The 24326-nt window shown below is 41.1% G+C and carries 21 protein-coding genes; 13 read left to right on the forward strand and 8 right to left on the reverse strand.

Annotated elements, in window-relative coordinates; all coding sequences use genetic code 11:
• Positions 1-28 precede the first annotated feature (28 nt).
• A complete protein-coding gene (locus tag MHH31_RS05050) occupies positions 29-736 on the forward strand; it encodes an EcsC family protein (protein ID WP_024719995.1) in 708 nt (235 codons plus the stop codon).
• A gap of 28 nt (positions 737-764) precedes the next feature.
• Here the strand turns inward: MHH31_RS05050 and MHH31_RS05055 are convergent, their stop codons facing one another.
• Positions 765-1952 (reverse strand): M20 family metallopeptidase, encoded by a 1188-nt coding sequence (locus MHH31_RS05055; RefSeq protein ID WP_058337517.1) that lies wholly within the window; start codon positions 1950-1952, stop codon positions 765-767.
• An 80-nt stretch (positions 1953-2032) separates the two neighbouring features.
• Between MHH31_RS05055 and MHH31_RS05060 the strand changes: the two genes are divergently transcribed.
• Positions 2033-2389, forward strand: coding sequence for a hypothetical protein (locus tag MHH31_RS05060; protein WP_017360309.1), 357 nt, complete (start codon positions 2033-2035; stop codon positions 2387-2389).
• Positions 2390-2646: 257 nt separating this feature from the next.
• Here MHH31_RS05060 and MHH31_RS05065 read toward each other — a convergent pair whose 3' ends face one another.
• On the reverse strand, positions 2647-3132 hold the full coding sequence (locus MHH31_RS05065; protein ID WP_007497177.1) for an antibiotic biosynthesis monooxygenase: 486 nt from the start codon (positions 3130-3132) through the stop codon (positions 2647-2649).
• Between the two features lie 127 nt (positions 3133-3259).
• Here MHH31_RS05065 and MHH31_RS05070 point away from each other — a divergent pair, with 127 nt between their 5' ends.
• The 7 genes from MHH31_RS05070 (at position 3260) to MHH31_RS05100 (ending at position 13306) form a co-directional block, all read left to right on the forward strand.
• The gene (locus tag MHH31_RS05070) at positions 3260-5395 is read left to right on the forward strand and encodes a transglycosylase domain-containing protein (RefSeq protein ID WP_058337516.1); all 2136 of its coding nucleotides are present in this window, start codon (positions 3260-3262) and stop codon (positions 5393-5395) included.
• Positions 5396-5519: 124 nt separating this feature from the next.
• Entirely contained in the window at positions 5520-6578 is a 1059-nt protein-coding gene (gene hemE / locus MHH31_RS05075; protein ID WP_058337515.1) for a uroporphyrinogen decarboxylase, read from the forward strand.
• A gap of 32 nt (positions 6579-6610) precedes the next feature.
• Positions 6611-7549: a ferrochelatase gene (gene hemH / locus MHH31_RS05080; RefSeq protein WP_017366949.1), complete on the forward strand. Its 939-nt coding sequence runs from the start codon at positions 6611-6613 to the stop codon at positions 7547-7549.
• Between the two features lie 22 nt (positions 7550-7571).
• A complete protein-coding gene (gene hemY / locus MHH31_RS05085) occupies positions 7572-8984 on the forward strand; it encodes a protoporphyrinogen oxidase (RefSeq protein ID WP_039167644.1) in 1413 nt (470 codons plus the stop codon).
• A gap of 176 nt (positions 8985-9160) precedes the next feature.
• Positions 9161-9739, forward strand: a complete 579-nt coding sequence (locus tag MHH31_RS05090) for a TetR/AcrR family transcriptional regulator (protein ID WP_007497184.1) — start codon at positions 9161-9163, stop codon at positions 9737-9739.
• Positions 9740-9803: 64 nt separating this feature from the next.
• A complete protein-coding gene (locus tag MHH31_RS05095) occupies positions 9804-12113 on the forward strand; it encodes a YhgE/Pip domain-containing protein (RefSeq protein WP_045034864.1) in 2310 nt (769 codons plus the stop codon).
• Positions 12114-12256: 143 nt separating this feature from the next.
• Positions 12257-13306, forward strand: a complete 1050-nt coding sequence (locus tag MHH31_RS05100; RefSeq protein ID WP_024720001.1) for a M42 family metallopeptidase — start codon at positions 12257-12259, stop codon at positions 13304-13306.
• Between the two features lie 32 nt (positions 13307-13338).
• Here MHH31_RS05100 and MHH31_RS05105 read toward each other — a convergent pair whose 3' ends face one another.
• Positions 13339-14628, reverse strand: a complete 1290-nt coding sequence (locus MHH31_RS05105) for a cation:dicarboxylase symporter family transporter (RefSeq protein WP_008348850.1) — start codon at positions 14626-14628, stop codon at positions 13339-13341.
• A gap of 339 nt (positions 14629-14967) precedes the next feature.
• Complete coding sequence (gene yhfH, locus MHH31_RS05110) at positions 14968-15105, reverse strand: protein YhfH (protein ID WP_008359029.1); 138 nt, start codon at positions 15103-15105, stop codon at positions 14968-14970.
• 155 nt (positions 15106-15260) lie between these two features.
• On the opposite strand from yhfH, the gene MHH31_RS05115 reads away from it, so the two are divergent.
• The 3 genes from MHH31_RS05115 to MHH31_RS05125 all read left to right on the forward strand — a co-directional run bounded on the left by MHH31_RS05115 (position 15261) and on the right by MHH31_RS05125 (position 18722).
• Complete coding sequence (locus MHH31_RS05115; RefSeq protein ID WP_045034874.1) at positions 15261-16004, forward strand: MBL fold metallo-hydrolase; 744 nt, start codon at positions 15261-15263, stop codon at positions 16002-16004.
• A 2-nt stretch (positions 16005-16006) separates the two neighbouring features.
• Positions 16007-16996 (forward strand): lipoate--protein ligase, encoded by a 990-nt coding sequence (locus MHH31_RS05120; RefSeq protein WP_008348846.1) that lies wholly within the window; start codon positions 16007-16009, stop codon positions 16994-16996.
• Between the two features lie 172 nt (positions 16997-17168).
• The gene (locus MHH31_RS05125; protein WP_058337513.1) at positions 17169-18722 is read left to right on the forward strand and encodes a fatty acid--CoA ligase family protein; all 1554 of its coding nucleotides are present in this window, start codon (positions 17169-17171) and stop codon (positions 18720-18722) included.
• Positions 18723-18915: 193 nt separating this feature from the next.
• On the opposite strand, the gene MHH31_RS05130 is transcribed toward MHH31_RS05125, so the two are convergent.
• Complete coding sequence (locus MHH31_RS05130; protein WP_007497192.1) at positions 18916-19332, reverse strand: hypothetical protein; 417 nt, start codon at positions 19330-19332, stop codon at positions 18916-18918.
• A gap of 177 nt (positions 19333-19509) precedes the next feature.
• Between MHH31_RS05130 and MHH31_RS05135 the strand changes: the two genes are divergently transcribed.
• A complete protein-coding gene (locus MHH31_RS05135) occupies positions 19510-20793 on the forward strand; it encodes a M48 family metallopeptidase (protein ID WP_058337512.1) in 1284 nt (427 codons plus the stop codon).
• Positions 20794-20839: 46 nt separating this feature from the next.
• Here the strand turns inward: MHH31_RS05135 and MHH31_RS05140 are convergent, their stop codons facing one another.
• From MHH31_RS05140 to MHH31_RS05150, 3 genes are all read right to left on the reverse strand, one after another.
• Positions 20840-21985 (reverse strand): S8 family peptidase, encoded by a 1146-nt coding sequence (locus MHH31_RS05140; protein ID WP_045034875.1) that lies wholly within the window; start codon positions 21983-21985, stop codon positions 20840-20842.
• A 387-nt stretch (positions 21986-22372) separates the two neighbouring features.
• Positions 22373-22957: a histidine phosphatase family protein gene (locus MHH31_RS05145; protein ID WP_058337511.1), complete on the reverse strand. Its 585-nt coding sequence runs from the start codon at positions 22955-22957 to the stop codon at positions 22373-22375.
• 61 nt (positions 22958-23018) lie between these two features.
• Positions 23019-24314, reverse strand: a complete 1296-nt coding sequence (locus MHH31_RS05150) for a globin-coupled sensor protein (protein ID WP_007497200.1) — start codon at positions 24312-24314, stop codon at positions 23019-23021.
• Positions 24315-24326: the final 12 nt, after the last annotated feature.

Here is a 24326-nt window from a genome sequence, read left to right on the forward strand (position 1 = left end):
GTATGATGTCACCAAGGAGGGAACTGGGATGAATGCAGCTGAACGGGAACTGTATGAAGAGGCCATTTTTTTTCAAATGCGTTTTTTAAGAAAACCATCCAAGATCGAGCGGTTTTCAAAAGGTGTTCAGCAGCAAGTGAATCGTCGAATCCCTGCTCGATTTCATCAAGTCATCACAAGTGCGGTGAAAACAATGGTTGAATCCACCGTATCAGGAAGCCATTTTACTTCATTTACAGTCATTGATGAACAATTGTCTATTGTAGAGCGAAATGAGCTGGCAAAGGAAAAGGTGACATATTATCAAAAGGCCGCTGCGATTGAAGGAATTGGCACAGGTGCGGGTGGATTGTTTCTCGGAATGGCGGATTTCCCTCTCCTTTTGAGTATTAAAATGAAATGTCTATATGAGCTTGCTTGTATATATGGATTTGATTTGTCTCAAAAAGAGGAAAGACTCTTTTTGCTTTGTATTTTTCAACTCGCCTTTTCAAGCAGTGCACACCGTCAAAAAATGATGAAACTCATTGAAGAATGGGAAACAACCCGGGAAGAAATGGATTGGTATAGCTTTCAGCAGGAATATCGAGATTATATTGACCTTGTGAAGCTGTTTCAATTAATGCCTGTGGTCGGTGCCGCTGTTGGTGGGGTGGCAAATCATCAGCTGACAGGACAGCTTGGTGAAGTCGCACGCCATGTGTTTCACTTGAGAGTGTTGAAAGAATCGAAATAGAAAAGCCGCTGGTGGCAGCGGCTTTTTTTCATTCATCGTAGGAAAGGACGGCATGAGCGAGTACCTTTGCTGCGACAGGCATTGCGTTTTCGTTAATATCAAATTTCGGATGGTGGTGTGGATACACATCTTGGCTGTTTTCTGGCATAGCGCCTGTGTAGAAGAAAGTACCAGGGACATGCTGAAGGTAGTAAGCAAAGTCTTCTCCGCCCATTTGAGTTTCGGCTTCTTTTACTTCTGTGACTCCTTCTGTCTGTTTGGCTATTTCTGCTATATATTCAGTTGGTGTAGGGTGATTTTTGACTGCAGGATATCCTCTTACATATTCATAAGTATAAGAGGCATCGTGCATGTGGCAGACACCTTTCACCACCTGTTCAATTTCACGTTCAATGATATGGCGTGCACTCTCTTCAAAGGAACGTGCAGTACCTGTTAGCACGGCCGAATCTGCAATGACGTTAAAGGCATTTTCAGCGACAAATCCCCCTACAGATACCACCGCAGAATCAATCGGGTTGACTTTACGGGCCACGACCTGCTGAAGATTGGCTACAATTTGTGAACCGATGAGTACGGCATCTTTCGTCAGGTGCGGCTGTGCGCCATGTCCGCCTTTACCTTGCACTTGAATAGAGAAACGATCGGCGGCTGCCATAAAGTTCCCGCTTTTATAAAGAACAGTGCCGCATGGCTCTGAGGACCAAAGGTGGGTGCCGAAAATGACGTCAACACCGTCTAAACAGCCATCTTCAATCATTGGTTTCGCACCACCGGGGGCATATTCTTCAGCGTGTTGATGAATGAGGACGATTTTTCCTTTTAATTGATCTCGGTGCTCATGTAAGATCTTCGCTAAGACGAGAAGTGTTGCTGTGTGGCCATCGTGACCGCATGCGTGCATGACGCCAGGTTTTGTTGAACGGTAAGGTACATCCTTTTCATCATGAATGGGAAGTGCATCAAAATCAGCTCTCAGTGCAATGGTCGGTCCAGGGGAAGCTCCTTCAATAAAAGCGAGTACACCATGTCCACCTACATGTGTGCGTGTTGGGATATGTAATCTGTCATAATATTGAGCGATGTAAGCAGCGGTTTCCTCTTCCTGAAAAGAAAGTTCTGGATTCATATGGAGATGGCGTCTAATTTCAACCATTTCCTCATAATGTTCATCAAGACGTTCATTGATCCTTTTGTGTAAAGTGGATACTGTCATTGATCCGAAAACCTCCTTTAGGCTCTTTTACTGATTGTATGGTAATTGTTAGAATCTTTCAACAGAAGAGGATGTCGAGAATGACAGAAAAGGTCATTTTACATAAAAGTCGAAGGTTAAGTATGAAGCTTGAAAAAGGGGGAGTGGCATTGGGAAGCTGTCCAAATTGTTCAAAAGCATTTTCTTTCGTCGAAAAATTTCATTTATCGCATACGAGAATGATGCTTTGTCCAAGCTGCCGGCATCAAATCAAAGAAACGTTCGTTTCGAAGATGAGCTTTTTGATGATTTGTTTGATTCCACTGTTGGTACTACTTATTCAGATGAAAGGTGCTTCACCTATGCTCAAATGGCCAATCTTATTAGGGTGGATCTTGCTGAATTTTTATGTACTTCAGCCAATCATTCATCGGTACGAGCTTAGAGATAAGCGTTGAAAGCCCAGCAGAAGGGCTTTTTTTTATGAAAAAAAGAAGTGCGAAGAGCAGCACTTCCCAGCGTGTAGACAAACCCTCGCATTCGTTGTCAGTCCTGCGCTTCGGTGCTCACGAATGTCAATTCGCTCTGCTCCGGTGCTCGTCCTTCCTAGGGCTGCAAAGGTTTTCTATCACGCTGAAAAGAAGACAAAGGGCTAAAATTAAGTTCATTTTACCCCTTTGTCAATAATCTAAGAAGTGCGAAGAGCAGCACCTCCTTAATGGTCTATGACGGCATGATAGGATGTCAGATAGGCAGGACGAGAGAAGATGGAGCCAGTATCCTCGTGCGGCTGAAAGAACGCTTCTGACTCTTGGAAGTCTTGAAATAAGTCTTCAGATTCCCAAAGGGTCAAAATTAAGTACACCTCTTCATCCTTTTTTGGTCTTAACACACGAAGCGCCTGAAAGCCGCGCTGGTGTTCTGACATGTTTGTTTTTTTCTGAAAGGTGGATTCAAAAAGTGCTCTGCTTTCGAGCTTTACAGGGATATGATTCAGCGTGACAAAGCCAGATTGGACGAGCTCACCTTTTGTATAAATCACATCATAGGCATGGGGTGCTTTAAAGACTGTCTCACCCTCCGTTTCATGAAAAAGAGCCGCTTGTTCCTTACCGACCGTATAAAGCAGATTTTCAAGATGATGTTTTTTTGCGATTTTTTGCAAAAAGTCTGCTGTTCCATATGTAATATAGAAATTCATCTAAACCGCCTCCTGCTTGATAGTATAACAAAAGAATGATATATAATTCTTTGGTAGTCAATCCATAAAACATATTATGAAGCAATACATCCCATACTATCCGTATAAAGGAATGAGGTGACCTAATTTGAAGAAAAAGAAGATAATCATTCCATTAGTCATTGCAGGAAGTACAATCGTGCTTTCATTTATTGGCTATCTGACCATTTTATTTTTAGGACATTATGTCATAGATGAGAAGAAGCTCGTTTTTCACGCTTCCTCGAAAATCATTGATCAGAATGGAAAAGAACTCACAAGCATGTATTCAGAAAATCGGGACCCTGTGTCATTAAAAGAGGTCCCAGATAAAGTGGCGAAAGCTTTTGTTGCTGTAGAGGACAAGCGCTTTTATGAGCACCACGGAATTGATGCACAATCGATTTCAAGGGCGGTTTATCGAGATATATTAGCAGGTGGAAAGGTAGAAGGCGGCAGTACCATCACCCAGCAGCTCGCCAAAAATATCTTTCTCACAAATGATAAAACGTTTCTTCGAAAAACAAAAGAAGTCATTATTGCGATCAATTTAGAAAGAGATTATTCAAAGGACAAGCTGCTTGAAATGTATTTGAATCAGCTTTACTTTGGTCATGGCGTCTATGGGATCCAAGCAGCGGCCAATTACTATTTTAGTAAAGATGTAAAAGATCTCACTGTCAGTGAAGGAGCTACACTTGCTGCCATGCCAAAGGCACCTTCAACGTATTCCCCTGTTCTACACCCAGATAAAAATAAACAAAGACGGGATACCATCCTGAATTTAATGAATGAACAAGGATATTTGTCTTCTACAGAAACAGTTGAAGCAAAAGGAAGAACACTTGGTATTCATTTAAAAAAGAAATCAGAAACCCCTTGGGTGGACAGTTATGTAGATCTCATGATTAAAGAAGCAGAATCACAGTATTCGATTTCGCATGAACAATTGCTTCAAGGCGGCTATACCATTACGGTACCAATCGATATGAATTTGCAGAAAGTTGCCTATGATGCAATGAAAAACAATCGTTATTTCCCGGGAAAAAGCGGGTCACCTGAAGGAAGCGCTGTGTTTATTGACAACGCATCTGGTGGTGTAAAAGCAGCAATAGGCGGACGAGAATATCAGGCAAGAGGCTATAACAGAGTCACAGCTGTTAGACAGCCTGGTTCTGTCTTTAAGCCGATCGCAGTATATGGTCCAGCGATGCAGGAGAAAAAATTCAGACCGTATTCACTGCTTGAGGACAAGGAAAAAAGCTATGACGGCTATTCTCCAAAGAACTACGATGGACAGTACGAGGGCAGGGTCACGATGGTAGAGGCTCTCATGAAAAGTAAAAATACATCTGCCGTATGGACGTTAAGCCAGCTTGGCATCGATACGTCTAAATCCTATCTTGAGAAAATGGGGATGGATATTTCGGATAAAGGACTTGCCATAGCGCTTGGTGGTCTAGAAAAAGGGGTTTCTCCATTGCAGATAGCTGGAGCATTTCATACATTTGCAAATGAAGGCGTCTATAAAAAGCCGTTCTTCATTCAGAAAATCACGAATGATGATGGAGAAACCGTTGAAAAAAATCGAAACAAAGAAGAACGAGTATTTAGCGTACAAAATGCTTGGAATATGACAAGAATGCTTCAACAGGTCGTCAAAGGCGGAACCGCTCAGAGCGGATCATACGCTGGAGATTTGGCTGGTAAAACAGGTACAACTACGTATTCCGGTGTCAAAGGGGCAACGAAAGATGCTTGGTTTGCTGGCTACACGCCTAGTACAACAGGGGCAATCTGGATGGGGTATGACAAAACGGATAACAGTCATTATTTAACTGGCGGCAGTCAGTATCCAGTGCAGTTAATGAAAGATATTTTAACGACAGCCCAAATAACCAATGAAACATTCCAAAAACCAGAGGGAATTAAAGAACTTCAATCGCCAATCCATTTAGAAGGACTGTCAGGCTTTGAAGCACGTTATGCATTTAAAATCAAAGGGCTCTTTACATTGGAGCTGTTATGGGATGAACAGGAAGACAAACGCGTTGAATATCGTATTTATGAAAAGAGAAATGGAAGCGAGACCCTGATCGATTCTGTAACAGGAACAAACAGCTACACAATGCCGTATGCAAATGTGTTCTCAGATGCGCAGTATAAGGTTGTTCCATACAATACTCAAACACAAGAAGAAGGCGAAGGCAGTGCTTATATCAAGCCAGAGGCTTTTGGACGTTAATATTCGGCGATTTTTTGAACATTGAGCCGCTTTAGTATACCGAGCCTTGAAAAAGCGGTATAGTAAAAGCAGTGTTTGAGCCTTATACAAAGAGAGTGTGAGGCGAAAGGTGGAATGAAAGGTAATGGGAAAAACGAAGGCTTTTAATGACACGTTCTTAAAGGCGTGCAAAGGGGAAAAAACAGACCATGTACCGGTTTGGTATATGAGACAGGCAGGACGCTCGCAGCCTGAATATCGTGCCCTTAAAGAAAAATACGGGCTATTTGAAATTACGCATCAGCCAGAGCTATGTGCTTACGTAACAAGACTTCCTGTAGAACAATATGGTGTAGATGCCGCTATTTTATATAAAGATATTATGACTCCGCTTCCAGCTATTGGAGTGGATGTTGAAATTAAAAATGGAATTGGACCAGTGATTGACTCGCCTATTCGGACAAAGGCAGATATCCAGCTTCTTGGAGAGCTTCATCCTGAAGAAGACCTGCCGTATGTGCTTGATACGATCAAGCTGTTAACAGAGGAGCAGTTGAATGTTCCGCTGATTGGTTTCGCAGGTGCACCTTTTACGATGGCAAGCTATATGATCGAAGGCGGTCCATCTAAAAATTATCATAAAACAAAGGCGCTCATGTACAGTGAGCCAGAGACATGGATGCTTTTGATGAATAAATTAGCCGATATGACGATCACATACATACGCGCTCAGGTAAAAGCAGGCGTCCGAGCATTTCAAATCTTCGACTCTTGGGTTGGCGCTTTAAATGCAGCAGATTACCGGACCTTCATTAAGCCTGTCATGCAGCGTATTTTCACAGAGCTGAAGTCTGAAAACGTACCAATGATTATGTATGGTGTCGGTGCGAGCCATCTGGCCAAAGATTGGCATGACTTGCCGCTTGATGTCGTTGGACTGGATTGGCGTATGAGTGTAGACGAAGCGCGAAAAGAAGGCTTAACAAAAACGTTACAAGGAAACCTTGATCCAACGATTTTACTTTCTCCTTGGGAAGTGATTGAAGAAAGAGCAGCAGCGATTTTAGATCAAGGGATGAAATCAGATCAATTCATCTTTAACTTAGGTCACGGGGTATTTCCTGATGTCTCACCAGACACGTTAAAGAAGCTGACAGATTTTATTCACGATTATTCAGCTAAACATAAAAAAACATCCATCTAAATGATTTCAAATGATCTGAAGGAGTGTTGGTTGTGGAGAAAAAGAAAATGGGGCTACTTGTCATGGCATATGGCACCCCATATAAAGAAGAAGACATTGAACGTTACTATACACATATCCGTAGAGGCAGAAAGCCAGAGCCGGAGATGCTGCAAGATTTAAAGGACCGCTACAAGGCAATTGGCGGCATTTCTCCTTTATCAAAAATTACAGAACAGCAGGCAAATGGTTTGTGTGAACATTTGAATGAGATCCAAGACGAGATTGAATTTCATGTATACATTGGGTTAAAACACATCGAGCCTTTCATTGAAGATGCAGTCGCTGACATGCACCGAGATGGCATCACAGAAGCGGTGAGTATTGTCCTTGCACCGCACTTCTCCACATTTAGTGTGAAATCGTATAACAAACGTGCACAAGATGAAGCAGAAAAGCTTGGCCATCTGAACATTACTTCTGTTGAAAGCTGGTACGATGAACCGAAGTTTGTGGACTATTGGGTGAAACAAGTGAAAGAGACGTATGCATCCATGAGTCAGGAAGAAAGAGATTCAGCAGTGCTGATTGTGTCTGCACACAGTCTTCCTGAAAAAATTATTGCAGCAGGGGACCCATACCCTGATCAGCTTGCACAATCTGCAAAAATGATTGCTGAAGGTGCAGGAATTGAGCATTATGAAATTGGCTGGCAAAGTGAAGGCAATACGCCTGATCCATGGCTTGGACCAGACGTACAGGATCTCACGCGTGACCTATTTGAGCAAAAAGGCTATAAAACATTTGTATACGTGCCTGTTGGATTTGTCGCTGATCACCTTGAAGTGTTATACGACAATGATTATGAATGTAAAGTCGTCACGGATGAAATTGGTGCAGCCTACTATCGTCCAGAAATGCCAAATGCGAAACCAGCATTTATTGATGCACTGGCAGCAGTCGTATTAAAGAAGCTTAATGAAAGCAAGTAATCATATAAAAGAAGGCGATCCTATGCATGACAATCAAAAACACCTTGTCATCATTGGCGGTGGCATCACGGGTTTGGCCGCCGCCTTCTATTTGGAAAAGGAAATTGAAGAAAAAGGCCTTCCTATCCAAATATCTCTTATTGAAGCGAGTCCTAGGCTAGGTGGAAAAATTCAAACATTATATAAAGACGGTTATATCATTGAACGTGGACCCGATTCATTTTTAGAAAGAAAGGTCAGTGGACCCCAGCTGGCAAAAGATGTTGGCCTATCTGATCAGCTCGTCAATAATGAAACAGGGCAAGCGTATGTATTAGTCAATGAAACCCTTCATCCGATGCCAAAGGGGGCTGTCATGGGCATTCCAACTCAAATCAGTCCTTTCATTACAACTGGGCTTTTTTCAGTTGCCGGAAAAGCACGTGCAGCGATGGATTTCGTTTTGCCAAAAAGCAAACAGACGGAAGATCAGTCTCTGGGGGAATTTTTTAGAAGACGTGTGGGTGATGAAGTGGTGGAGAATTTAATTGAACCGCTACTATCAGGCATTTATGCTGGTGACATTGATCGCCTGAGCTTAATGTCTACCTTCCCGCAGTTCTATCAAACAGAACAGAAGCATCGCAGTTTGATTCTTGGGATGAAAAAATCACAGCAGCATGCAAAAGCGCAACAAGTGACAGCGAAAAAGCAAGGACAGTTCCAGACAATCAATCAAGGGCTGCAAGCACTTGTTGAAGCGGTCGAAAGTAAACTCAAGCTGACGAAGATTTACAAAGGGACAAAAGTGACCCAGATCGAAAAAGCAGAGGGAGGCTATGGCGTTCAATTAGACAGCGGTCAAACGCTTTTTGCAGATTCTGCCATTGTGACAACTCCTCACCAATCGATCTATTCCATGTTTCCAAAAGAAGCAGGACTTGAGTACTTGCATGACATGACATCGACTTCTGTTGCAACAGTTGCACTCGGATTTAAAGAAGAGGATGTTCACAATGAATATGATGGTACTGGTTTTGTCATCTCAAGAAATAGTGATTTCTCCATTACAGCATGTACGTGGACAAATAAGAAATGGCCTCACACTGCACCTAAAGGAAAAACATTGCTCCGTGCATACGTTGGGAAAGCTGGCGATGAATCAATTGTCGAACAGTCTGATCATCAAATCGTGAGCATCGTGCTGGAGGATTTGAAGAAAATCATGGATATTAAAGCAGATCCAGAGCTGACGACAGTGACTCGCTGGAAAACAAGCATGCCGCAATATCATGTGGGTCATCAAAAACAGATTTCGACGATGCGAGAAACGTTTATGCAATCATATCCTGGTATTTATATCACGGGTGCTGCATTTGAAGGTGTTGGGATTCCTGATTGTATTGATCAAGGAAAAGCTGCCATCTCAGAAGCTGTATCTTATCTATTTTCATAAAAAAACAAACTCCCTTTTCTGTCATGGAAAGGGAGTTTTTCATGTTCGTATGTTTAGAAAAGAGTGGTGAATAATAAAATTGAACAAAGTTGTTGCATCTGAGGAAAAGGATGTGGTATATTACTTTCTGTACTTAATGACCGAAACGTTCAAATAGTCATTTTGGGAGTGAGATCATGAGTGTTGATAGGAGACAAATGATTTTAGATGGAGCAACAAAGGCATTTACCCAGTTCGGGTATAAAGCCACGACAATGGACCTTGTAGCAAAGCTTGCCAACGTTGGAAAAGGAACGATTTATACTTTTTTCAAAAACAAAGAAGAGCTGTTCGATGAAATTTTCACATCACTGTTAATGGAGATGAGGAAAATTGCAGATGAAGCAATAGATGAGAAGAATAGTTTCTCAGAAAACCTTCATTTAGCACTCTTTGCAATATTAGAATTTCGAAAAAACCACCAGCTTACAATTAAAATCTTTCAGGAAAATGCGGAGCTTGGCACATCAGCAGTGAAAGAAATGATTGAAAAAATGGAGCAGATGATCATTCGCTATATTAAAACAAAAGTAAAAGAAGCGATTGAAAAAGGCGACATTAAGCCCTGTGATCCTGAATTGACGGCATTTGTGATGGTGAAACTATATATTGCACTTATTTTTGACTGGGAAAAGCGATATGAGCCTTTAACAAAAGAAGAGGTCGCTGAATCGCTCGAGCTTTATGTACTAAAAGGACTGTCTGCAACAACATAATTTTTTTTGAGTTCAAATGACCGAATTCTTAATTTAGTCATTCATCAATGGGAGGAAAACAGCAATGAATTTAATTCGGAATCAATGGAAAGACATTGTGACGAGCAAAAAACTACTGATCCCGATTTTAGCTGTCTTATTTATTCCACTGATTTATAGTGGTGTATTTTTAAAAGCTTACTGGGATCCATATGGTACAGTTGATCAATTACCTGTAGCGGTTGTCAACTTGGATGAAGGCAGTCATTATGACGGCAAAACCCTTCAAGTGGGCGATGATTTAGTGAAGGAATTGAAGAAAAACGATAGTTTTAAATGGCATTTTGTTGATAGTGAAGAAAAGGCCATCAAAGGGTTAAATAACGAAGACTATTATCTCGTCGTCGAGATTCCGAAAGATTTCTCGAAAAATGCGAGTACAGTACTAGACAAACATCCGAAAAAATCGAATCTGAAATATTATACGAATCCAGGCGCAAACTATGCTGCGTCTCAAATTGCGAATAACGCCATTATCAAATTAAAAGATTCGGTTTCAAAGGAAGTCACAGAAAATTATGCAGAGGTCATCTTTGATAACTTCAAAACGATTGCAAAAGGATTAGATCAAGCAAGCGATGGAGCGAAGAAAATTGATGACGGAACAAAAAGCGCAAAAGACGGTAGCCAAAAGTTAAAAGACAATCTGGCGAAATTGGCAGAAGGAACGTTAACGTATAGCGAAGGTGTTCATCAGTTTGCAGGAAAAATGGGTGAACTGAACACTGGAATTCAATCTCTTGATAGCGGTCTTGGTCAGCTCTTAACAGGCTATCAAACGATTGATCAGAAATTTGGTGAGCTTGGCACAGGAATTGATACATTGACCGAAGGGTTAAACACAAGCCGTGAAGGACATGAGCAGCTTTCTTCTAAAATGCCGCAATTCACAGCAGGCATTGAGCAGCTGAACAATAAAGCACAGTCATTTTCAGAAAAAATCGCTGCTGTGGAGAAAGTATTGTCTTCACCTGAATTAGCGAATCTTGAAAAGATGGCGCCTAAGATTGATCAGGTGAAAGAAGATGCAAAAACGTTCAGTACCAAACTTGCTTCTTTAAAAGAAGCATTATCTAATCGAGATGCAAAAGTAAAAAGTATTATTCAAAACAGCTCGATGACAGATGAAGAGAAAAAGGCGGCAATGGATCAGCTAGACAGTCTTCCTAAAATTGAACTGCCTGATTTGTCTGGTCTTGAGCAAAGCTTAGCGGCGCTGCAGGAACTGCCTGACGCAAGTGAAGTTCAGTCTGCGGTTGCATCTGCAAAAGCACAGCTACAGCAAGTCAAGCAGCTGCCAGAGAAAACAGAACAGCTGTATACATCGACAGTCGCCATACAAAATGCGATTGATCAAATGACATCCGGTACGAATAAATTGTATCAAGGTGCACTGAAGCTTCAAACGGGTCAAGGGAAATTACAAGATGGCCTGCAAACAGCAAATGGAAAGCTTGATACAGCGAAAAGTGGTGCGGATAAACTGGCAAATGGTTCAAGCCAGCTTAGTGCAGCATTGAATAAACTAGAAAGTGGATCAGCGAGTATCCAAAGCAACTCATCTAAACTGGCTGAAGGGTCAAAATCCCTTGATAAAGGATTAGGTGACTTAAAAAGTGGGACTGGAAAGCTTTCTGATAAGCTAAAAAGCGCTGCAGATGAAACAGGAGACATTGATGCGGGGCAGGACAATTACAATATGATTGCAAGCCCAGTCAAAACAGAGAATGATACAGCGAAAAAAATTGATAACTATGGAACAGGGCTCACACCATATATTTTATCAATGGGACTCTTTGTTGGAGCTCTTATGCTGACTGTTGTATTCCCAATGAAAGATCCTGCTGGACGCCCTAGAAATGCGTTTGAATGGTTTGTCAGCAAATATAGTGTGCTTCTCTTAGTCGGTATCTTGCAGGCAGTGATTGCAAGCTCCATGCTCATCTTTGGACTTGGACTTGAGGTGGAAAGCCTCTGGCGCTTCTATCTCTTTGCGATCATCGTCAGTCTGACATTCCTAGCGATCATTCAGCTTCTTGCGACGACGATGGGGAACCCAGGACGCTTTATTGCCGTCATTATCTTGGTTCTTCAGCTTGCAGCAAGTGCGGGTACATTCCCGCTTGAGCTTGTACCAAAATTCTTCCAAGTTATTCACAGTCTGCTTCCAATGACGTATACCATCAACGGATTTAGAACGATCATTGCAAGCGGTGATAACAGTTATTTATGGCACCAAGCAGCGATTCTTGGAACAGTAGCCATCATCATGATGGCTGCAACAACAGCATACTTTGCTTGGAACATAAGAAAAATGAAACAAGAAGAAGCTTAATCAAAAAACCTTTCTCTTTCATGAGAAAGGTTTTTTCTATTAGAAATTAGACATCAGGAACCCGAAGCGATATATTTTAAGAAGGATGCTGAAAAAAGGCATGCTTGGAAAGAATTTCTTTTAGATGAAGGAGGATATGCCGAATGACAACGGAAGTAAATGAAACGATTCAGCTTATTCAAAAGCTTGTGTCGATCCCAAGTCCATCAGGAAATACTGAGAAAGTGATTGGCTTTGTCGAACGTTTTTTACAAGATTTAAATATTGAAACGAAACGAAATCGAAAAGGCGGATTAATTGCCACCCTAAAAGGAACAGATGACAAAGAACACCGCATGCTGACAGCACATGTCGATACGCTCGGTGCGATGGTCAAAGAAATTAAATCAAATGGCCGGCTGCGTCTTGCACTCATTGGAGGCTTTCAATATAACTCGATAGAAGGCGAGTATTGTGAAATTGAAACAGTAACAGGCCGTACATACACAGGTACCATTCTGATGCATCAAACGTCCGTTCACGTATATGAGGATGCTGGAAAAGCGAAGCGAAATCAAGAAAATATGGAGATTCGCTTAGATGAGAAAGTGAAAAATGCAGACGATGTGCAAGCACTCGGCATTCAAGTAGGAGACTTTATCTCATTTGATCCTAGAGTGGAAGTGACATCTTCAGGTTTTATTAAATCAAGACACCTTGATGATAAGGCAAGTGTGGCGTTGTTGCTGAGATTGATTCACCGCATTCAAACAGAGAACATCACATTGCCGCATACGACACATTTCTTAATTTCAAATAATGAAGAAATCGGATACGGTGGGAACTCGAATATCCCGGAAGAAACGGTGGAATATTTGGCTGTTGATATGGGAGCCATCGGTGACGGTCAATCAACTGATGAATACAGTGTGTCAATATGTGTGAAGGATTCTAGCGGCCCTTATCACTATGGTCTGCGCAAACATTTAGCAGCATTAGCTGAGGCAAATAAGATCGATTACCGCCTTGATATATACCCTTATTATGGTTCAGATGCGTCGGCAGCGATTCGAGCAGGGCATGATATCATTCATGGACTGATTGGACCTGGCATTGACTCTTCGCATGCCTTTGAAAGAACCCATGAAGACTCATTGATTCATACAGCCAATCTACTGTACCACTATGTTCAAAGCAAATTAATCACAGTATAAAAAAAGAACCCCGATCGCGGGGTTCTTTTTGATTAGCTTGAAAGTTGTGTTGGCTCAGGTACATCTTGTCCAGTCATCACGCGGTGTCCTTTTTCAGGGTCATATTGCCCTTCCCATTTAGACATCACGACAGCAGCAAGTGCATTACCAGTTAAGTTGACAACGGTTCTTGCCATATCCATGATACGATCAACACCTGCAATAAAGGCTAGACCTTCAGCAGGAACACCGATCGTTCCAAGTGTTGCAAGTAATACAACAAAGGATGTACCAGGAACGGCAGCCATTCCTTTTGATGTCACCATCAATACAAGGATCAGTGTGAGCTGCTGTACGATCGTGAGGTCAATGCCATATACCTGCGCTAAGAAAAGCGCCGCAATGGCTTGATACAAGACGGAGCCGTCCAGATTAAACGTATAACCAATTGGGATAACAAAAGAAACAATTCCTTTTGGACACCCGATGCGCTCCATTTTATCCATGACTCTCGGTAAAACTGTTTCAGAGCTGGATGTACTAAAGGCGAGAAGCATTTCGTCTTTCATGTAAGCAAGAAATCTGAAAATATTGACGCCAATCATCTTTCCAATAATTCCGAATACAACGATAAGGAAGAGAGCGAGCGCAAAATAAACAAGACCTACGAGCTTACCTAATGAAACGAGAGATTCAAGACCAAATTTTGATACTGTCACACCAATGAGCGCGAACACACCAAATGGTGCAGCTTTCATCACAACATTGACGACATGGAACATCGCATGTGACACACCTTCAAAGAAGGCGAGCACTGGTTTGCCGCGTTCACCAATCGCTGAAACGCCAAGTGCGAATAATACAGTGAAGAAAATAATCGCAAGCAAATCACCTTCCGCCAATGATTGGAAGAAGTTCGTCGGAACGATATGAAGGAACGTATCAGCAACTGATTTACTGCTTTGTTCTTTTTCCGTTTCAACATACTGGCTAATATCCTGTTTTTCTGTATGTCCAAAGTCAACGCCTGCACCTGGTTGAACAAAGTTCGCAAGCACAAGACCAAGGATGATCGCAAACGTTGTGATAATTTCAAAATAAAGAATGGTTCTAAAACCAAGCTTCCCTACTTTTTTACCATCACCCGCACCTGCAACACCTAAAATTAAGCTAGATACGACAATCGGAATGACAATCATCTTAATGAGTCGTAAGAAGAAGTCTCCAATTGGTTTTAAATATGTCTCAACACCAGGGTTACCGAAAAAGATCGCACCAACCACGACACCGAGAATAAGACCGATTAGGATTTGAGTTGCTAATCCAAATTTTAATTTTTTCATAGATTTCCTCCCTAACATATTCATTAAAGGAATATTCCCATTATATTAAGTTTTAATATATGAATTAAAGTATAACTAAAATTAAAGAGGTTCGTCCACGATTAAATTATATTAAGAAAATACAAAATTATTTGAAAAAATGGACACTTCGAACCCCCTTCGTTGTTTTAAGTCAATAAAAAGTGCCTTCCGAACTAAAAGTCATCATATGAAAATACTAAAAAACCCTTCTGTACCAGGGGTTTTACCTTTTTACCTATTTTTCAGAAAAAATAAAAAGCACTTTTGACTCCAACTGACGAAGGAGGAAAAAAGTGCTTTTTTGTTCTATTTATTTCCTTATTTAAGATAACTTACTTGTGAGCATTCCTCACATTCATTACCGTAACACTCGTGCTGTTCCATTAAATCATTTCCACATTTTGTGCATTTTTTTGAAGGCAAATTTCTAAAAAACTCAGTGATTTTTCCTAGCATTTGTCATCCTCCAATACGTTTTATTGTTATCATTGTATTATAACAGATTGATAATTGTCAATCTGTTTTGTAACAATAGGCAAGAAGAATGCTTTTTTTATGAAAAATGGGTATATTGTAAGAAGGGGATTTTTTGAAAAGGAGGAAATATGACGATGAAATTAACCGTGATTGGCTGCTACGGAGGATTTCCAGCAGCTGGTGAAGCCACATCAGGTTATCTTTTTGAATCAGATGGTTTTCGTCTGCTTGTCGACTGCGGGAGCGGAGTTCTGTCAAAGCTTCAGCAATACATTGATATAGAAGAACTAGATGCTGTACTCCTTTCTCATTATCATCACGATCATGTTGCAGATATCGGACCTCTCCAATATGCGAAGCTAGTGGGTTATCATTTAGGAAAAAGCAGTGGTCCGCTGACGATCTACGGACATACCGGGGATCAAGCAGCATTTCAGCGGCTCTCTGATGATGTACATACAAAGACAAAACCTTATCACCCGGAAGAGGGCATTCAAATTGGACCATTTCAAATTGATTTTTTGAAAACGGTTCATCCGGCAGAATGCTATGCGATGAGAATTCAAGCAAATGAGGCTGTGGTGGTGTATACAGCTGATTCCAGCTATCAAGATGCATTTATCCCTTTTAGCAAGGATGCAGACTTACTTATTGCCGAAAGCAACTTTTACGCCGGACAAGACGGATCGGGTGCAGGACATATGAACAGCACTGAAGTAGGGAAGCTGGCAAGTGAAGCAAATGTTGGAGAGCTCATCATCACCCATCTGCCTCATTTCGGCCGGCATAAAGACCTAGTCAATGAAGCACAGGCGTTATATACTGGCAATATACAGCTTGCCCAATCAGGGCTTAGATGGAACAAGGAAGGAAGATAGAGATGCTGTTTATCGATAACGAGCAACATTATGACCCAATGATTAATTTAGCAATTGAAGAGTATTGCTTAAAATATTTAGATCCAGAAGAAACGTATTTGCTGTTTTACATCAACCAGCCATCCATTATTATTGGAAAGAACCAAAATACAATAGAAGAAATCAATACAAAATATGTGGAAGACAATGGCATCAAAGTCGTTCGCAGGTTATCTGGCGGTGGTGCAGTTTACCATGACAAAGGAAACTTGAACTTCAGTTTTATTACAAAAGACGATGGGGACAGCTTTCATAACTTTAAAAAATTCACCGAGCCAGTCATCAAAGCGCTTGAAAAGCTTGGCGTCAAAGCGGAATTAAGCGGCAGAAATGACATCATGGCAGATGGGCGTAAAATTTCGGGGAATGCTCAATTTGCTACACGAGGACGTATCTTCAGTCATGGCACCCTATTATTTGATTCAGAAATCGAACATGTTGTCTCGGCATTAAATGTGAAGAAAGAAAAGATTGAATCAAAAGGCATCAAATCCATTAGAAGCAGGGTTGCGAATATTAGTGAACTGATGGATCAAAAGATGACAACAGAAGAATTTAGAAAAATTCTTTTAAGCTATATTTTTGACACGAACGGAGACGTGCCTGAGTATCAGCTGACAGAAAAGGATTGGGAGAAGATTCATGAGATTTCTCGTGATCGATACCAAAAATGGGAATGGAACTACGGCCGTTCACCTAAGTTTAACTTGCAGCACTCTAAGCGTTTTCCAGCTGGATCGATTGATCTTCGATTAGAAGTGAAAAAAGGCATCATTCAAGACTGCAAAATTTTTGGTGACTTCTTCGGTGTAGGGGATATTGCTGATATTGAGAAACGACTCATCGGGCAGCAATATGATCGCAAAACCATTAGTGATGTATTAGAAGACATGGATATGCGCCATTATTTTGGTAACGTATCAAAAGAAGATTTTCTGGATTTGATTTATTAAGCAAGGACAAGCACGGCTAGAGATAGCGGTGCTTTTTCTAATGAAAGGGATGAAAGCGGTTTACATTTGATCTTGTGAATTTTTTCGATTGTCTATTATAATAGAAAGGAGGAATGTTTGGTCATAAAATGAATGGCTATTCATTCATTGATGAAGTATAAGGGGTGGGAGAATGGATTTGATCAAAAATCTTGAGCAGACTGCGATGACCAAGGGAGAGAACGTCGCACTGATCTTTGAAGGGAACAAGTGGACCTATCAAGAACTGATGACAAGTATCGAACGTTTTGCAGATGGTTTAGTGAGCGAAGGGTTTCAAGCGGGAGATCATATCGCGCTGATTTTAGGAAATTCACCGCATTTTGTGATTTCATTTTTTGGTGCATTAAAGGCAGGACTTGTTGTTGTACCTGTCAATCCAACATATACGCCAAGTGAAATCGGCTATATGCTGGTCACTGGTGATGTAAAAGGGATTGTTGCACCGGATCAGCTTCTGCCGATATACGAGCAGGTGTATGAACAGCTTCCAGCTATTGAACGAGTCATTATTTGTGCACAAAATGAATCTGCGTGCAGGTCAAGTTTAAAAGAAGTATCTGATCGTCTTGTTTTCTTCGGAAAGCTTGTGTCTGGAGATGCGCCGGAAACTGAGCATCCTTCCATACAACCTGACGATACGGCCGTTATTTTATTTACATCTGGCACAACAGGAAAACCAAAAGGGGCAATGCTCACTCATGTTAACCTATATTCAAATGCAAGAGACATTGCGGAGTACCTGTCAATTGATGAGAAGGACAAGGTGATTGCTGCTTTGCCGATGTTCCATGTGTTTTGTTTGACCGTCTGTATGAATGCCCCTTTGATTCATGGAGCGACCATCTATGTCCTGCCGCATTTCAGCCCATCAGAGCTTTTACGAATGATGGAGAAAGAAAAACCAACGCTATTTGTTGGTGTTCCAACCATGTATAACTATTTATATCGTCAGGACGGTCATGAGGAAGCGATGAAGTCGGTGAGGATTTGTATATCAGGCGGTGCATCCATGCCTGTTGCTTTACTTCACGGTTTTGAAGAAAAGTTCGGTGTCACGGTGTTAGAGGGCTATGGATTGTCAGAGGCTTCCCCAGTGACGGCATTCAATCCCCTTGATGGAAAAAGAAAACCAGGTTCGGTCGGCACTGATATTATGAATGTGAAAAATAAGATCGTGAATGAACTTGGAGAGGAAGTTGGACCAAACGAAGTCGGAGAACTGATCGCAAAAGGGCCAAACATTATGAAAGGCTATTATCAAATGCCAGAAGACACAGAAGCAGCACTGAAAGATGGCTGGCTGTACACAGGAGATTTGGCAAGGAGAGATGAAGACGGATATATTTATATCGTCGATCGAAAAAAGGATATGATTCTCGTAAGCGGGTATAATGTCTATCCAAGAGAAGTAGAAGAAGTGCTTTATCAACATGAAGCTGTAGCAGAAGCCGTTGTCATCGGTGTGCCCGATCCAAACACAGGAGAGGCTGTTGTCTGTTACATTTCCCCTAAGAAACATGCTCACATCAATCAAGAAGACATCATCACACATTGTTCACGCTATTTGGCGAAATATAAGCAGCCCCAAACGATCCATTTCATTGATGATATTCCAAAAAACACGACTGGTAAAATTTTAAGAAGAGCGCTAAAGGATAAGTACCAAGCAGAAACAAGTAAATAAAAAAAGAGTCTCTTCTTATGAGGAGGCTCCTCAGCGTGTAGACAAACCCTCGCATTCTTTGTCAGTCCTGCGTGCTTGGTTCACATTCGCTCCGCGCCTCCTAGACTGCAAAGGTTTTCTATCACGCTGAGAAGAAGACAAGGGGATAAAATCAAGTTCATTTTATCCCTTTGTCAACAATCTAGGGAGTCTCTTATGAAGAGGCTCCTTTTTGAATCGCTTCTTGTACCTGTTTTCGAAAGGAATTTGACTGTTTTTGATTTAATTCATAATAGGTGCCGTCTACTAAAAAAACAACTTGAGAGCGGTTGGTCCATAGCTGAAAAGAAGTGCCATTTGTCCGTCCGAACATGACCTTGGCGATATAATCTGGCTTCTTTACATTCTTTTTGAGATGGCTGCTTGTTTGTTTCCCTTTGTTTAATTGTTCAATTAGATCCTCAGTTGTATCTTTATCATCTATTTCATAAGAAATGGACTGGTTCGTCGGTGAAAGCAATAATTTCTCTGCTCGATTTTCATCGAAGATGTCACTTGTCCGGCTGAACACATAAAAGAAGGTAATCAGTAAAAGCCCAAAGATCACAATTCCTGCAAGGATTTTCTTCATGATGAACCTCCAACTCACTTTTTTATAGTTAGTTTCTCCGATTTTTGAACAGCATAATCATTTTTTTCACTCAAGCTTTTTCAGATAGGGCATGCTATGATGGAGCCACATGAGACAGGTTCTAAACAAAAACGTGCGTGATTACAATAGAGAGAGAAATGGAAAGGAGGCTGACCAGTGCGAGTACGCAAATGGATAGCTCTTGCAACGGTAGCATACATATTGTACGGTCTTTTTATTTATTCTTACTTATTTCTAATGGGGGATTCATCTGTCCCTGACAGTGTGAAAGGGACAAGTGCAGACCCGCATACATTTATGACAAGCCATGAGCTTTTGATCAGTGGAAATTACTCGAACATTCGTAACCTGTTGTACTTTATGACAATTCCTTTAGATTGGTATGTCTTTTTCCTTTTGCTCATTTCAGGGTTTTCAAGGAAATTAGCAGATTGGAGCTTGGCAGCAGCTCGTTTTCACCTTTTGAGCAAACTTGTGTATGTGTTTGTGCTGTCACTTTTGACGATGCTGATCACATTGCCGGTCAAGTGGGTAGGCTACCAGTTGTCCTTGTACTACGGTGTTTCAACACAAAGCACGGCAAGTTGGCTAAAAGACCAAACGCTTGATTTTTGGATTCAATATCCACTGCTTGTTCTATGCGCGATTGTGTTCTTTTGGCTCATTCAAAAGAAAAGGAAATATTGGTGGCTGTATGCTTGGTGTTTAACCGTTCCAGTTACACTGTTTCTCTTCTTTATACAGCCGGTCGTTATTGATCCACTCTACAATGATTTTTACCCATTGAAGGATCAAGCGCTTGAGAAAAAGATATTAACTCTTGCAGAGAAAGCAAACATTCCAGCAGATCATGTATATGAAGTCAACATGTCAGAGAAAACAAACACGATGAATGCTTACGTCACAGGAATTGGTGAAAATAAGCGTATTGTTTTGTGGGATACGACACTTCAAAAGCTGAAAGACCGTGAAATCTTATTTATCATGGCGCATGAGATGGGACATTACGTGATGAAGCATGTGTATATCGGTTTAGCAGGATATTTAGTGCTGTCTCTGGTTGGATTTTTTGCCATTGACCGTTTTTATTTTTCCCTTTACCAAAAAGGCGCTTCTTCATTTCGTCTGAAGGCACCACATGACTTTGCTGCTCTTCCACTTCTGTTGATCATTGTATCTATGCTGTCATTTGTTGCTTCTCCTTTTACAAATGCTGTGTCAAGGCATCAAGAACGTGCAGCTGATGAATACGCCGTGAACTTGACGAAAGATGGAGAGGCGGGGGTGACGTCATTTCAAAAGCTTGCAAAATCAGGGCTTTCCCAAGTCAATCCGCCACTTTTAGTGAAAATATTCCGCTATGGACACCCGACGATGATGGAGAGAATCATCGATATGGAAAAAGCCGCAAAAAAAGAGGAAACATCGAAAAAGCAATAAATAAAAAATCCGGCTCAGTTCGCCGGATTTTTTTGTCACACTTATTTTAGTTAGAAGCCGCTTGAACGTTAATTAATCCTTTTCCATAATAGAACGAATTACCAAGCGGTGTTGCCGTATTTTCTAAGCGCTGACGAACCTGAGACGTTGATAGATTCGGATACTTAGAAAGGATAAGCGCTGCTGCTCCTGCTACATGAGGAGATGCCATTGATGTTCCCGTATAAGACGTATATCCACTGCTTGGTACTGTACTTAAAATCGATGTACCAGGTGCAGAAACATCTAATTCAGGACCTGCGCTAGAAGAGGAGTTTCTGACATTGTTGCTGTTCACGTTGGCAACAGCAATTGTAGAGTCGTATTTTGCAGGATAGCCTACGGTGCTAGTAGAGCCAATTGAACCTGAATTCCCTGCTGCGGCAACGACAACTACTCCGCGGTTATTCGCTGTGTCTACAGCATTTTTAAGCGCTGTGGAGCCGTTTGGTCCGCCTAAGCTCATATTGATGACATCCATGTTATTGGCAACAGCCCATTCAATACCGCTGATAATCCAGCTGTATTGTCCATCTCCGTTTCGATCTAACACTTTAACGGCATACAAGGAGGCGCTTGGCGCAACCCCAAGAACACCAATCGTGTTATCAAGGGCAGCAATGGTTCCGGCTACGTGAGTTCCGTGTGATTGAAAGTCTTGTGTGGCATTTGGCTCTGAAGGGACGAAGCTAGCACCGCCTGCAACATTTAAGTCAGGGTGTGCGGCGTGGATTCCAGTATCAAGGACAGCTACTTTGACGTTAGCACCTTTATAACCTTGAGCGTGTACGGCTGGAGCTTTGATTTGAGGGATACCATAAGGGACGGTTTGGGCATATGCTTCTGCTTTGTGGTCTTCTTCTACATAAGCAATGCTAGGGTCGTGTTCAAGTTTTTTTGCGGCTTGTTCAGACATCTTCACTTGTGCAGCATTAATGAGGCGGTATTGTTTTTCTAATTTCCCACCATTTTGTGTCACTGCTTGTTTCTTAGAGCTGTTTGTGGTGGCAGAAGCTTTAAAGCCGACAATATAGCTTTTTTCGCTTTCTGACTTTGAGGCAGTCTCGGCATTTGCCATCGAGCCTCCAAACCCTGCTGAAAACAGAAGAGGGACAGCCAATAAAACACTTGTCATCACATTTTTCTTTTTCACGCACATTCCACATCCCTTTTTTCTTATTTCAGAATAATCATCCGTAGTCTATAAGAATGATCCGTTTGATTATTCTGTATTTTCAGTTTAATAGAGATAGGCAAATAAGAGTAGACCCGAATTTTTGTGGAAGTCCTAGCGAAAAATAGGGAATTAAGTCGCTTGGAAATGATGGTAAAATATGTTTATTCTATATTTCCAACGGTTTCCTATTAAAAAGGAATCGTGCTTTTTTTCTCATGATCTATTTGAGGATAAACATTCGATACCCGAAATGCCATAAAATAGGTAGAAAAGGCTATCATCTATTTCGAATTTCGATATAAAAAAATATTATTTTATCATTGTTTTTGACATGAAAAAGAACCTGCTATGAAAACAGGTTCTTTAAGAAGGGGCAGATTGTGTTAAATGGCTGACCACGTTGTAATCGCTCACCTTCCATTCACCATCTGTCCATTCCACATAATTTAAGCAGGCATTCTCAAGTCTTGTATCCTTAATACCCATATGTTCGTCAGCTAGTGAGGTGAGTAAGGCATGGATGGCAGCACCATGTGCTACGATTAGTACCCGTTGATCTGGGTAGGTTGCTCTCACTTTTTCAATACCTTCTAGCATTCGATCTTGAAGTGCCGATAATGGTTCCATATTTGGATACTGTTTATTCGGAAACAGTTTCTGACGTTCCTCAAATGACATGCCTTCAGCGTCGCCATAGTCACGTTCAATAAAATCGTCCATGATCACGAGCGGTGCATGTACATGCTGTAAAATCAAATGAGCTGTTTCTTTTGCCCTTGATAGCGGACTGGAAATGACAACATCCCAGTGGGCATCTTTTAAGTAAAGACCGGTTTGTTCCGCTTGCCATTTACCAGTGTCATTTAAAGGGATATCTGTTCGTCCTTGAATTCGTTTTGCTGCATTCCAATCGGTTTCTCCGTGTCTGACTAGGCAAATTGCTGTCAATCAAATCCCGCCTTTTCTATCTTTTCCTCTATTATACTAAAACAGAAGAAGAATGACTGGATCAGTGATTTGTCAGACTCGTTAAGGACTCGACCGAACTTGCCACTTGGGACACTGTTTGTTTGACTTCTTTCAATTCGTTTAGGAATGTTTGCAAATCTATTTCAATTTTTCCGTTTTGGTTTTTGCTTAAGTTCATGCTGCTGACGATATCATCGAATAGCGAGTTGATTTGGGTCATTTTTTCTTTACTGTCTGTCACAAGTAAATTCACATCAGCAATATGCTGTGACACAATGGCGATTTGTGAATTTGTGTTGTTGACGAGCTCAGATACAGTTGAAACCGTTTTCTTTGTATCCTCTGATAATTTGCGAACCTCATTTGCAACGACAGCAAAGCCTTTGCCATGTTCACCTGCTCGAGCTGATTCGATTGAAGCGTTTAAAGAGAGTAAATTCGTTTGCTCCGCAATACCTGTGACGATCCCAAAAATTTGTTCAATTTGTTTCGCAATTTCTTCTAAGCGTTTAATTTCTGTTTCAATCTTTGTCATACTGCCGTCAATTTGGTTCATTTGCGTCTGCTGAATTTCTAACTCTTTTTTACCGCCAATTGATTTCTCTTCAACTTGTGCTGAAATCTTTGTGCCAGCCTGTGACATATCCGCCATCTCATCAGATTTTGATACAAGTTTGTCCACTGCATTTGTTGTGTTTGAGAAGAGAGAAGCAAGTGAATTAGATGTTTCTGTAATTTTTGTATGAAGCTCTTTTTGCTGTAGTTCTGCTTCATCACGAACTTTAGAGTATTCATTTTGGAACGTATCTAGGACAAGCTGCTGCTCTAGATTTAAAATTTTCGTCGTCGCTTTCACTGCCGTCTGATATTCTTTGAAATCTTGGATATGCTGGGCAAATAAATCCATTATGGATAGCAATAGGTCTTGGAAGGCTGCCATATACCATTTAGGTTGAAGTCCAATTCTTAAATGAACTTGTGCAATTTTAATTCTTTTGGCCACATAAGATTCGTCAATCACACCGGCAAACATTTCACTAATATGAATGCGTAGTGTTTTCTTTAGACGCTCGACTGAGCTGTTATCTTGAATGATGTGCATCAAGGAAGACTCGACTTCTAGGTTTTTATAAAATTTATCGACGATATGTTCAATTTCATCTTGAACGATTGGATTCAGCTGTTTCAAGATAAAAAGGTCTTGCTGCGTCAAATCAATCATTTTAATTTGTTTGGCAATGTCCGTATTCTCCGGAAAATTGATTCGTTTTATCCCATCATCCTGCTGTGTGAAAAAAGCAGTGTTTTTCTTTTTACTCTCTTTTTTAAATAACAATGTGTTTGTCCC

The sequence above is a fragment of the Bacillus sp. FSL K6-1033 genome (assembly GCF_038630765.1).
Classification (GTDB): Bacteria; Bacillota; Bacilli; order Bacillales; family Bacillaceae; genus Bacillus; species Bacillus altitudinis.

Bases quoted from the DNA above. Each gene is read 5' to 3' on its own strand.
- MHH31_RS05100 (WP_024720001.1), top strand. From the start codon at position 12,257: ATGACAACGGAAGTAAATGAAACGATTCAGCTTATTCAAAAGCTTGTG.
- hemY (WP_039167644.1), top strand. From the start codon at position 7,572: ATGCATGACAATCAAAAACACCTTGTCATCATTGGCGGTGGCATCACG.
- MHH31_RS05055 (WP_058337517.1), bottom strand. From the start codon at position 1,952: ATGACAGTATCCACTTTACACAAAAGGATCAATGAACGTCTTGATGAA.
- MHH31_RS05095 (WP_045034864.1), top strand. From the start codon at position 9,804: ATGAATTTAATTCGGAATCAATGGAAAGACATTGTGACGAGCAAAAAA.
- MHH31_RS05090 (WP_007497184.1), top strand. From the start codon at position 9,161: ATGAGTGTTGATAGGAGACAAATGATTTTAGATGGAGCAACAAAGGCA.
- MHH31_RS05050 (WP_024719995.1), top strand. From the start codon at position 29: ATGAATGCAGCTGAACGGGAACTGTATGAAGAGGCCATTTTTTTTCAA.
- MHH31_RS05105 (WP_008348850.1), bottom strand. From the start codon at position 14,628: ATGAAAAAATTAAAATTTGGATTAGCAACTCAAATCCTAATCGGTCTT.
- hemE (WP_058337515.1), top strand. From the start codon at position 5,520: ATGGGAAAAACGAAGGCTTTTAATGACACGTTCTTAAAGGCGTGCAAA.
- yhfH (WP_008359029.1), bottom strand. From the start codon at position 15,105: ATGCTAGGAAAAATCACTGAGTTTTTTAGAAATTTGCCTTCAAAAAAA.
- MHH31_RS05060 (WP_017360309.1), top strand. From the start codon at position 2,033: ATGACAGAAAAGGTCATTTTACATAAAAGTCGAAGGTTAAGTATGAAG.
- MHH31_RS05130 (WP_007497192.1), bottom strand. From the start codon at position 19,332: ATGAAGAAAATCCTTGCAGGAATTGTGATCTTTGGGCTTTTACTGATT.
- MHH31_RS05115 (WP_045034874.1), top strand. From the start codon at position 15,261: ATGAAATTAACCGTGATTGGCTGCTACGGAGGATTTCCAGCAGCTGGT.
- MHH31_RS05120 (WP_008348846.1), top strand. From the start codon at position 16,007: ATGCTGTTTATCGATAACGAGCAACATTATGACCCAATGATTAATTTA.
- MHH31_RS05125 (WP_058337513.1), top strand. From the start codon at position 17,169: ATGGATTTGATCAAAAATCTTGAGCAGACTGCGATGACCAAGGGAGAG.
- MHH31_RS05065 (WP_007497177.1), bottom strand. From the start codon at position 3,132: ATGAATTTCTATATTACATATGGAACAGCAGACTTTTTGCAAAAAATC.